Here is an 8,784-nt window from a genome sequence, read left to right as displayed (position 1 = left end):
ATATTCAGTCGGATAGAAAAATGTCGTTGGTCTCAATGTCTCTATCTTACCCATATAGGTATAGTCGCTGAGTGCTATTATATTGTTACTTATTTGCACGCTAATATTTATCTAACTAACTTTTGTCAGAATTAATCCAACTGCTTCATTTTGAAAATTATCAAAATAAGATTGTTCATTATAATAATGCATATCTCTTATTTTATGAAAACTGACTATGCAATCTTTATATTTTCCTTTGATTGTAAATGAAACAATAATTGCAAAACTATCAACTGAAAATTCTGATTTTAATCTATAATATATTAATTCAGCAACAAATAATCCCAATCTCAAATATTCCAAACTATTTAATCTTTTATCAGGATTTTCAATTAAATCTGAAATATGCAATTTACTAAGTGATCCTTCAATATCATCTTTATTTTCATTATTCTGTAAACTATTTTCAGCTAATTCTAAGGCATTATTGTAATAATTCAGTATATACATATCAAAAAAACTTTCAATACTTCCACATAAATAACTACTTAATAAAACTGGATTAACCATAATCCTTCCTTTTTTACTTTTATTTAATCTAATAAGAGATTCCTCCATAAGAATATTTTTTTTATTGAATACAACCATCTCATCCTCCTAATATATTATTTGCTTTCTCAATAGCTTTTTGAAAATTCTTATCTTTACTTAGTTGTTTCTGCAATTTGTTAGGCATTCCATCAAATTTTCCTGTTTCTGTGTTATATTTGTAATATTCTTTGCCATTCTGATATTGTATTCTTGCTCTACTTGGATCACCAGGTACTTTGTTTTCCACATCTAATCTTGCACCTGTATCTTTGTTCTTCCACAATGTAGTACTATTTGTTTGAGTACCACCACCACCACCACTTCCACCTTGACTCATCATATTAACAGCATTTGTTGTGGCATTTCCGGCTATAACAGCACCACCAACAACCTGTGCAGCACCTGTTGCCATAGCTGGAACTCCGACTACTGCACCTGCTCCGGTTGTACTTATAGTTGCACCTGCTGCTGCCTGAATTGCTCCCTGAACAGCAACAACTCCACCAACTACAGCATCAGCAACATGAACACCAAATTTTGCTCCCTGAAAATATTTACTACCGGAATTTGAATATCCGGGAGCTTTATTACCTGTTAAGTCTTCATAAATTGCAGAAGCTGCACCTGCTGCTACATCTTTACCTGCTTGTTTAACTTCGTCAATCCAACCATATCCATTACCATCACTATACATTAATGGATTATTACCTGCGTATTGGTAAGGATTTAATCCTATATACAATTCCCAAAATGGGTCAATAGAATTAAATCTACCTGTTATCGGGTCATACTTCCTTACACCATAGTCACCAAGACCATTCTCTACATCCTTCTCTTTACCGATATAGCCCTGCCTTGTAACTCCCAAAGTATCGAGAGTTGTCTCACCAAATGCCGCATACTTTAATAATTGACAATTAAGAATTGATAATTGACAATTACCGATGGTATAGTTCTCAATATTTTCCTGCCTATTCATTGTCAGTTTTTCATTATCAATTGTCAATTTTTGAATGCCCTGCCTTGTAACTCCCAAAGTATCGAGAGTTGTCTCACCAAAAGCTTCGTATTGTTTGAAGTTTAGTAGCGTTCCGTCTGCTTTCATAGTAAATCGTAAAGAACCTAAGTAATCATAAAATTTATACTGCTTCTGCCAATTTCCGTCCACGTATCTGTAAGTTATCCTTGGCGCCTGCTCATTGCCATAGACGTTATATTCCTCAGGGTGGAAGAAAGTCATCACGTGCCATGGTTCAATATTTCCATCTTTAGATATCATAAACTTTCTAATATTTTCAATTTTCGAGGTAATTTATAATATTTTTTATCAATAAAAAATGTTTGTTTGTCAGGTAAAAATCCTAAAACTAAGGTATTATTGATTATAATTTCATAAAATGCTGGTGGATACTTAGTAAGTCTTTCTTTCTTAAATGATTTAGAAGAATTGATTTCAATTAATGTTTTTTCGATTTCATTTATATCTTCGATAATTATAATAGAGTGCCAATAAGTGCCCTCGTAATCCACTTTTTTAATTTCAATTGTATTAATATGAAAATCGATTAATTCTATTTGATTTGTACATGAGATAAATAAAAATCCAATAAGTACAGCAATTATTTTCATTTAACTGACTCCGGAAAACTTGAATATACGGAGTTACCTGATTTATTGAAAAAAAATCGTAAAGAACCAAGATAATCATAAAACATTTTCAACTTCATTATGACTTTAAATCCAATCCTTTTGGGAGTTTACCTGTTGCTTTGAAGTACAATGTATCAGGTGCAATATCTAAACCATTTTGCCAGGTTATAGTACCTAATTCATTATCCAACTTGAAATTCCTGAAAAACGTAATGTCCCTTAATTCCGCAAAGAGGCCTGGTTTAGTTTTATACTCGGCAAAATCAACGAGACCTGACGAGTTATCAGCAAAATGAAATTCAACCTGATAATCCTTAACATATTTTGCATCTATTATATCATACATAATTAATCTCCTATAATGCCTTAATATTTAATAGTTTATTTCCAATTTGTGCATTTTCCCAATTTTGCAAAAGCTCATCTTGATGCAGTGAAGCCCATTCAACGACAAGTCCCAATGCTTTTGGTGGTAATGAACCGTTCATTAATGCTAAATCTGATATTCTGATAGATGCTTTAAATTCATTGTACTTAGCATGAAAATGCGGTGGATTATGTTCATCATAAAACATCATAATTGAGATTCCATAAAACATAGAAATTGTCGGCATATCATATACTCAAATTATTTAAAAATACTAATATATTGACTAAAACTAATAATTATTATTTTATAGAATTTAAACCGCCCTGTTTCATAGTAATGTCTGCACTAAGCGTAGTCGAAGTGTGGCCACCCAAACCATTGTCAATTTTTCCATTTTCAATTTTCAATTTTTGAATGCCCTGCCTTGTAACTCCCAAAGTATCAAGAGTAGTCTCACCAAAAGCCGCATACTTTAATAATTGACAATTAAGAATTGATAATTGACAATTACCGATGGTATAGTTCTCAATATTTTCCTGCCTATTCATTGTCAGTTTTTCATTATCAATTGTCAATTTTTGAATGCCCTGCCTTGTAACTCCCAAAGTATCGAGCATGGTCGCACCAAATGCCGCATATTGTTTGAAGTTCAAGAGAGTTCCGTCTGTTTTCATAATACAGCTTCTTGAACTTAATTTGGATTCATATCATAAGTGCTTTTTCTATATAGAACTTCAGGACATAGGTCAGCTCCATTGTCCCAATTTATTGTTTCAAAAAAGACTTTAACTGAATTAAATAATTTTGGATTTTGAAGTTCTTTGAATATTCCATGATCTAAATATTCTTTCATATCAAAATACTTAACCTCAGAATTATTAAATTCTAATTCCAAAATATAATTTTCTTTAGGTTCAACCCTTTTAACTGTTATCATAATTTATCTCAACGGTTCAATTTTGAATGGTGATTCCCCATTTTGTGCTATTTCCCAATCTGCTAATAAATCTTCTTGATGCAATTCAATCCATGCTTGAACCAATCTTGTCTGTTTTAATGGAAATTTACCTTCTATCAATTCATTTTTATTAATATCGAATGATGCATTGTAACCACCATACGATACGTGGATATGTGGCGGATTATGTTCAGATTTTCCCATGAACATCCTCACCATTATTCCATAAAACATTGAAATCGTCGGCATATCATATACTCTAATTATAAAACAACTAAATTATTGACAAGAAAAATTAAAATTTATTTTAGTAAATGGTCTATCGAATTAAACCGCCCTGTTTCGTAGTCGTATTTTCTTACTCCGTGGTCACCAAGACCATTCTCTACATCCTTCTCTTTGCCGATGTAACCTTGTCTTGTAAAACCTAAGGTGTCTAAGAGCGTTTCACCATAAGCAGAGTATTGTTTATAGTTGATTACTTGACCACTGGCGAGTATAGTAAACCGCTCCGAACCAAGATAATCATAAAACTTAAACTGCTTCTGCCAATTCCCGTCCAGATATTTGTAAGTCAGCTTAGGCGACTGCTCATTACCATAGACATTGTATTCCGTAGGATAGAAGAAAGTCATCGGGCGTCCCGGGTCAAGACGAGCAATTTGTGACCAATTATCGTCTGACAATACACCATTGTCATTTGACTGCACACCATAATAAGTAGCATATTGTCTGTTGTCAATACCAAGCATATAATAAACCCACGGATAAAATTCCTCTCCGGTATCACCCAATGGAGACTGGTACATACGTTTCTGTTCCCGCTCACCGAAAGGATTATATCGGTATCTCCAAACGGTTTTTGGGTAAATATACAATCTATTATAATTCCAATGCTCATTCATATTAATAAACAATAAAATATACAAAGAAAAACAACCTCTGATTATTCAATTACAAACACAATATAGCATTTTTTTTTCAACTTTTCTGCTACCTCATATGCTTTGTAAATACTGACTTTGGCTAAATCATAGCTCCGTTTTAAATAATCTTCTTTGCTTTCATACTTATTCTTATGATCAATGCACCAGCTTAAATAAAGATACTCCTCACCCCAAAGTTGATACGCATAGATAAGCTCGTTATTCGCTTCTGAAAGAATATCACCACCTAAAATAGCAACTTGGCTATCTCTCAATAATTCCAATCCTTGTAGAGCATCGCTAACCGATAAAGCTATTTCATCACTACCAGGATTAATTTCGGATAGAGGAATTCCTTTTTCTTTGAGAAAATTTAAATATATTAACATACTTTTCATAACTAAGGTGCCTTAGAAACATTGAAAAATCTGTGATTAATAAGACCATTGGCATTTTTGGTGTATTCAAAAATACCTGTTTTACCGCCATAACTACCTGACATTTTTAACCATTGATAACTTTTTCCATCTCCGCCAACTTTAGTACTTACATTTCCAAATTTTGTAGCAAAACCATCTACGCTGTTGGGAAATGCGTGTTGCATATCATCTGCTTTATTCATTTGTTTTAAAACTTTTGGGGAATAAATAGCATCATCGAAAAACGAACTACCACTCTTAGCTGCATCATCACCAAATCCAAACAAACCTTTTAGAAGATTTCCAGCTTTTGATAGGTATTTTGTGGCAACTTTGGTAGCTAATGCTGCTTCAGTCCCAATTCCAGTCAACCCCATTATTCCAATTTCTGCCCACGTATTTACAAGCTCTTTATTTTCAGGTTTATCACTATACTTTACAACATCCTGATATGTTTTTACATTCTTTTCACCCAAAATCTGTTGTTGTATAGGTCCAACTTGCATCCATGAACCAAATTGACCATCGTCCATTCCATTGAAATCAACCCTGCAAATTGGGTTATTTCTTGTGTAATGATACGGCGTCCACCCATAATACTTCTCCCACAGAGGATCTATCGAATTAAATTTACCCGTTTCGTAGTCGTATTTTCTTACACCATGGTCACCCAGACCATACTCTACATCTTTCTCTTTGCCGATGTAACCTTGTCTTGCAAAACCTAAGGTGTCTAAGAGCGTCTCACCATAAGCAGAGTATTGTTTATAGTTGATTACTTGACCACTGGCGAGTACAGTAAACGCTCCGAACCAAGATAATCATAAAACTTGTACTGCTTCTGCCAATTTCCATCCACGTATTTGTAAGTAATTCTTGGCGCCTGCTCATTTCCGTAAACATTGTATTCCGCCGGATAGAAGAAAGTAGTAGGTCGCCATGGTTCTGGTGCACTCATATATGTATAATCACTCAAATTTATCGAATTATCACTCGTTTGGACGCCGTAATAAGTTGCATATTGTCTGTTATCCACACCCAACAAATAATATACCCACGGATAAACCTCATCACCCGTATCACCAAGAGGAGACTGGTACATACGTTTCTGTTCCCGCTCACCGAATGGATTATATCGGTAACGCGGAACGTCTATCATTTTAATGTATCCAACCTATCAATTCTCCCTTTTTAGTGTACCATATATTGTTATTTTTTTCACTGAATACTAAATAAATGCTACCTCCGCTTGAGGTAGCAGATAAAATAAATATAAAATAAGCTGCTTTATTTCGTCTTTTATTATATATGATTTCAGATAAATTTATTAAACCTCCATTCTTATAATAATCACTCAACGAATCATAAGTTTTATGTTTATTACTTTCAATACTAAAATGTTCCCATACTTCTTCTTCTTGCAGAAATGTATATGGAAAATCAAGTTTTAGACTATCCACAATCCGAGTTTCTAAAATCGTATTACTTTTAAACCTATATGCCAAATTTTTAGAAAATTTGAATATTTTTTTATAATGTTCTTGTTGCAAATCAGCCATTACATCACCTCCAAATGTATTAAACTCACTGATACATAGGTTTTTCAAATATGTAGAATCGAATATTGATTTATCTTTATGTAGTATAAAATTTATACCCTTACTATAAATATCATATTTATTATCTTCACATTTTAAATTTAAAGATATTAAAATTAAAAATGTGATTAACATTATAATTTTATTTGTCTTCATAGGTGTCTCCTTCAAACTTTGGAATATCGCCGTAAGCTTCTTTCATTTTATCAAAATTATCTCTTACACTATGTTCTGATGTTACTACAACTCCATGAAATAGTTTATCAAATACTTCGCCTGGATTTCGATGACCTGTTTTATTAAATCCTGCACCACTCTCTAATGCTTGAGCCAGTTCATGTGAAACAATACTAATCATAAATAATGTTTGAACTTCCGTGGTTACATCTAATTTTGTTTTCTCCTTTCTTTCTAATTCTTTAGCTCTAAAAGTATTTACACCAATTTTATCTGAGCTGCTTGTCATCCCATGAGCACCGTAAAAATTTCTATCTAAATTAAGAAATGGAGGATTTCCACCTTTTAATGCATTTTTGATATCTCTAATTGAAGCACCAGTTGCCTTTTTCATAGCTTTCATAAATCTATCATTATCAGCCAAAGTAGGCATAAAATCATACACAATAGTTGCTGTTCTAGAAAATTTTGCTTGATCTTCCTTACTCATTATTATTTTCCCATCCCAATCCTTCGCCCAGATAGGATTATTCATACAATACTGATATGGCGTCCACCCAAAATATTTCTCCCACAGCGGGTCTATCGAATTAAATCTACCGCCTTTGTCATCATACTTTCTTACTCCATGGTCACCAAGATTATTCTCTACATCTTTCTCCTTTCCGATATAGCCCTGCCGTGTAACTTCCAAAGGAACAAAAGATGAACAAAAATCAATTTTTCAATGAACTCATTAATTAATTTTAACACTGTCAAGATATAATGTTTCCGGTGCTATATCCTGTTCATTGGGCCATGATACAACCTCACTTTTTACTTTAACTTTAATAAAATAATCCCAATTCATTAGCTGTCTAAAATAGTCACTCTTCATATATTTCGACATATCAATCAATCTCTCTTCGCCATTATCATAATATAAACACAGCTTTAATGGCTCAATAGGTTTTACCTCAATTAAATTTGGATATTCCATAAATCACCTATCTAAGTGGTTCAATTTTAAATACTTCATTACCATCTACCGCTAACTTCCAATTTGCCATCAATTCTTCCTGATGTATTTCTATCCATGCTTGAAGTAATTTCAGTTTATTCCTAGGGAAATCACCTTTCAGTATTTCACCTTCAGGAATGGAAATTACTAATTTTTTATCATTATATTCAACGTGAATATGTGGAGTTTTATGCTCTTTATTATCATAAAAATACATATACACTATTATTCCATAAAACATTGAAATCGTCGGCATATCATATACTCTAATTATAAAACAACTAAATTATTGACAAGAAAAATTAAAATTTATTTTAGTAAATGGTCCATCGAATTAAACCGCCCTGTCTCATAATAATACTTGCGGACTCCATGGTCACCAAGATTATTCTCAACATCCTTCTCCTTACCGATATAGCCCTGCCTTGTCACTCCCAAAGTATCAAGAGTTGTCGCGCCGAAAGCACCATATTGTTTGAAGTTTAAGAGTGTTCCGTCTGTTTTCGTATTGATAAGGTATAATCAGAGTTTAATTACTTTTTTCATAATAGTCTACATTATCTAAACCGATGAAGTCTGAATCCTGAGTAATTATTTTTGATTTGAAAATCTGTCCCGTTGCGTAAATAAGACTATCAGCCATAGGTAATTTCAGTTTAAAACTTAATTGTGCAGAAATTACTGCAATTTCAGCATTTATATCTACAACGTTTCCATTTTTCATAAATTCGATTGCCATATTTGCTGAATTTTCATCTCTTTGAATTAATATTCTTTTATAAACTTCAAATATGCAAATTGATGGAACTAATAAATTTTCAAAATCTTCAGCAAATTCTGCAAAAATATCACCATTCTTGGTGCCGGCAAAATATTCAAGCCATGCAGATGAATCTAAAATAATCATAATCGGTCATTCTCACGATGTACCTCTGTATTAATGCCTTTCAAGAAACCTTTCAAAGACTTTTTTTCATTTTTTGAACTTAACTCTAAAAGATTATTTTTTAAATTAATCTTAATTTCTTGTCCGGGGATAAAGCCGGCTTTTTCAAGAATATCCTTATTTAAAATAAGTTTAAAGTCGTTTGAAATACAATATGTTTCCATAAG

General features: G+C 32.7%; 18 protein-coding genes. All 18 read right to left on the bottom strand.

All coding sequences use genetic code 11. The features are described 5' to 3' along the window. Positions 1 to 111 precede the first annotated feature (111 nt). The 18 genes from KF896_14105 to KF896_14020 all read right to left on the bottom strand — a co-directional run bounded on the left by KF896_14105 (position 112) and on the right by KF896_14020 (position 8,781). Complete coding sequence (locus KF896_14105) at positions 112 to 630, bottom strand: hypothetical protein (protein MBX3044841.1); 519 nt, start codon at positions 628 to 630, stop codon at positions 112 to 114. A 1-nt stretch (position 631) separates the two neighbouring features. Then, positions 632 to 1,852 carry an RHS repeat-associated core domain-containing protein gene (locus tag KF896_14100; protein MBX3044840.1) on the bottom strand — a complete coding sequence of 407 codons (1,221 nt, stop codon included), beginning with the start codon at positions 1,850 to 1,852 and terminating at the stop codon, positions 632 to 634. Next, the gene (locus KF896_14095) at positions 1,849 to 2,202 is read right to left on the bottom strand and encodes a hypothetical protein (protein MBX3044839.1); all 354 of its coding nucleotides are present in this window, start codon (positions 2,200 to 2,202) and stop codon (positions 1,849 to 1,851) included. The genes KF896_14100 and KF896_14095 overlap by 4 nt, the downstream gene beginning before the upstream one ends. Before the next feature lie 97 nt (positions 2,203 to 2,299). Further along, complete coding sequence (locus KF896_14090) at positions 2,300 to 2,569, bottom strand: DUF2442 domain-containing protein (GenBank protein ID MBX3044838.1); 270 nt, start codon at positions 2,567 to 2,569, stop codon at positions 2,300 to 2,302. Between the two features lie 10 nt (positions 2,570 to 2,579). After that, positions 2,580 to 2,837: a DUF4160 domain-containing protein gene (locus KF896_14085; protein MBX3044837.1), complete on the bottom strand. Its 258-nt coding sequence runs from the start codon at positions 2,835 to 2,837 to the stop codon at positions 2,580 to 2,582. Positions 2,838 to 2,892: 55 nt separating this feature from the next. Further along, complete coding sequence (locus KF896_14080; protein MBX3044836.1) at positions 2,893 to 3,267, bottom strand: hypothetical protein; 375 nt, start codon at positions 3,265 to 3,267, stop codon at positions 2,893 to 2,895. Between the two features lie 17 nt (positions 3,268 to 3,284). Continuing rightward, on the bottom strand, positions 3,285 to 3,533 hold the full coding sequence (locus KF896_14075; GenBank protein ID MBX3044835.1) for a DUF2442 domain-containing protein: 249 nt from the start codon (positions 3,531 to 3,533) through the stop codon (positions 3,285 to 3,287). Then, positions 3,534 to 3,800 carry a DUF4160 domain-containing protein gene (locus tag KF896_14070; protein MBX3044834.1) on the bottom strand — a complete coding sequence of 89 codons (267 nt, stop codon included), beginning with the start codon at positions 3,798 to 3,800 and terminating at the stop codon, positions 3,534 to 3,536. It lies immediately after the preceding gene. 53 nt (positions 3,801 to 3,853) lie between these two features. Continuing rightward, complete coding sequence (locus tag KF896_14065; protein MBX3044833.1) at positions 3,854 to 4,456, bottom strand: hypothetical protein; 603 nt, start codon at positions 4,454 to 4,456, stop codon at positions 3,854 to 3,856. A 41-nt stretch (positions 4,457 to 4,497) separates the two neighbouring features. Next, complete coding sequence (locus KF896_14060) at positions 4,498 to 4,875, bottom strand: hypothetical protein (GenBank protein MBX3044832.1); 378 nt, start codon at positions 4,873 to 4,875, stop codon at positions 4,498 to 4,500. A gap of 2 nt (positions 4,876 to 4,877) precedes the next feature. Then, positions 4,878 to 5,672: a hypothetical protein gene (locus tag KF896_14055; GenBank protein MBX3044831.1), complete on the bottom strand. Its 795-nt coding sequence runs from the start codon at positions 5,670 to 5,672 to the stop codon at positions 4,878 to 4,880. Next, on the bottom strand, positions 5,672 to 6,055 hold the full coding sequence (locus KF896_14050; protein MBX3044830.1) for a hypothetical protein: 384 nt from the start codon (positions 6,053 to 6,055) through the stop codon (positions 5,672 to 5,674). Before KF896_14050 ends, KF896_14055 begins: the two co-directional genes overlap by 1 nt. Before the next feature lies 1 nt (position 6,056). Further along, positions 6,057 to 6,650, bottom strand: coding sequence for a hypothetical protein (locus tag KF896_14045; protein MBX3044829.1), 594 nt, complete (start codon positions 6,648 to 6,650; stop codon positions 6,057 to 6,059). Next, the gene (locus KF896_14040) at positions 6,637 to 7,365 is read right to left on the bottom strand and encodes a hypothetical protein (protein MBX3044828.1); all 729 of its coding nucleotides are present in this window, start codon (positions 7,363 to 7,365) and stop codon (positions 6,637 to 6,639) included. Before KF896_14040 ends, KF896_14045 begins: the two co-directional genes overlap by 14 nt. 42 nt (positions 7,366 to 7,407) lie before the next feature. Then, positions 7,408 to 7,650: a DUF2442 domain-containing protein gene (locus tag KF896_14035; protein ID MBX3044827.1), complete on the bottom strand. Its 243-nt coding sequence runs from the start codon at positions 7,648 to 7,650 to the stop codon at positions 7,408 to 7,410. A gap of 7 nt (positions 7,651 to 7,657) precedes the next feature. Further along, positions 7,658 to 7,927, bottom strand: a complete 270-nt coding sequence (locus KF896_14030; GenBank protein ID MBX3044826.1) for a DUF4160 domain-containing protein — start codon at positions 7,925 to 7,927, stop codon at positions 7,658 to 7,660. A gap of 273 nt (positions 7,928 to 8,200) precedes the next feature. Further along, the gene (locus tag KF896_14025; protein MBX3044825.1) at positions 8,201 to 8,578 is read right to left on the bottom strand and encodes a type II toxin-antitoxin system VapC family toxin; all 378 of its coding nucleotides are present in this window, start codon (positions 8,576 to 8,578) and stop codon (positions 8,201 to 8,203) included. Further along, positions 8,575 to 8,781 (bottom strand): hypothetical protein, encoded by a 207-nt coding sequence (locus tag KF896_14020; GenBank protein ID MBX3044824.1) that lies wholly within the window; start codon positions 8,779 to 8,781, stop codon positions 8,575 to 8,577. Before KF896_14020 ends, KF896_14025 begins: the two co-directional genes overlap by 4 nt. Positions 8,782 to 8,784 lie beyond the last annotated feature (3 nt).

This window comes from Ignavibacteriota bacterium (genome assembly GCA_019637995.1).
Lineage (GTDB): Bacteria > Bacteroidota > Ignavibacteria > Kapaibacteriales > UBA2268 > JANJTB01.
Note: the sequence above shows the minus strand (reverse complement) of the source record. Positions and strands in the feature narration are given on the sequence as shown.

Excerpts from the sequence above, each read along its gene's own strand:
- KF896_14105 (MBX3044841.1), bottom strand. The coding sequence starts at position 630 with ATGGTTGTATTCAATAAAAAAAATATTCTTATGGAGGAATCTCTTATT.
- KF896_14100 (MBX3044840.1), bottom strand. The coding sequence starts at position 1,852 with ATGATATCTAAAGATGGAAATATTGAACCATGGCACGTGATGACTTTC.
- KF896_14095 (MBX3044839.1), bottom strand. The coding sequence starts at position 2,202 with ATGAAAATAATTGCTGTACTTATTGGATTTTTATTTATCTCATGTACA.
- KF896_14090 (MBX3044838.1), bottom strand. The coding sequence starts at position 2,569 with ATGTATGATATAATAGATGCAAAATATGTTAAGGATTATCAGGTTGAA.
- KF896_14085 (MBX3044837.1), bottom strand. The coding sequence starts at position 2,837 with ATGCCGACAATTTCTATGTTTTATGGAATCTCAATTATGATGTTTTAT.
- KF896_14080 (MBX3044836.1), bottom strand. The coding sequence starts at position 3,267 with ATGAAAACAGACGGAACTCTCTTGAACTTCAAACAATATGCGGCATTT.
- KF896_14070 (MBX3044834.1), bottom strand. The coding sequence starts at position 3,800 with ATGCCGACGATTTCAATGTTTTATGGAATAATGGTGAGGATGTTCATG.
- KF896_14065 (MBX3044833.1), bottom strand. The coding sequence starts at position 4,456 with ATGAATGAGCATTGGAATTATAATAGATTGTATATTTACCCAAAAACC.
- KF896_14060 (MBX3044832.1), bottom strand. The coding sequence starts at position 4,875 with ATGAAAAGTATGTTAATATATTTAAATTTTCTCAAAGAAAAAGGAATT.
- KF896_14050 (MBX3044830.1), bottom strand. The coding sequence starts at position 6,055 with ATGATAGACGTTCCGCGTTACCGATATAATCCATTCGGTGAGCGGGAA.
- KF896_14045 (MBX3044829.1), bottom strand. The coding sequence starts at position 6,650 with ATGAAGACAAATAAAATTATAATGTTAATCACATTTTTAATTTTAATA.
- KF896_14035 (MBX3044827.1), bottom strand. The coding sequence starts at position 7,650 with ATGGAATATCCAAATTTAATTGAGGTAAAACCTATTGAGCCATTAAAG.
- KF896_14030 (MBX3044826.1), bottom strand. The coding sequence starts at position 7,927 with ATGCCGACGATTTCAATGTTTTATGGAATAATAGTGTATATGTATTTT.
- KF896_14025 (MBX3044825.1), bottom strand. The coding sequence starts at position 8,578 with ATGATTATTTTAGATTCATCTGCATGGCTTGAATATTTTGCCGGCACC.
- KF896_14020 (MBX3044824.1), bottom strand. The coding sequence starts at position 8,781 with ATGGAAACATATTGTATTTCAAACGACTTTAAACTTATTTTAAATAAG.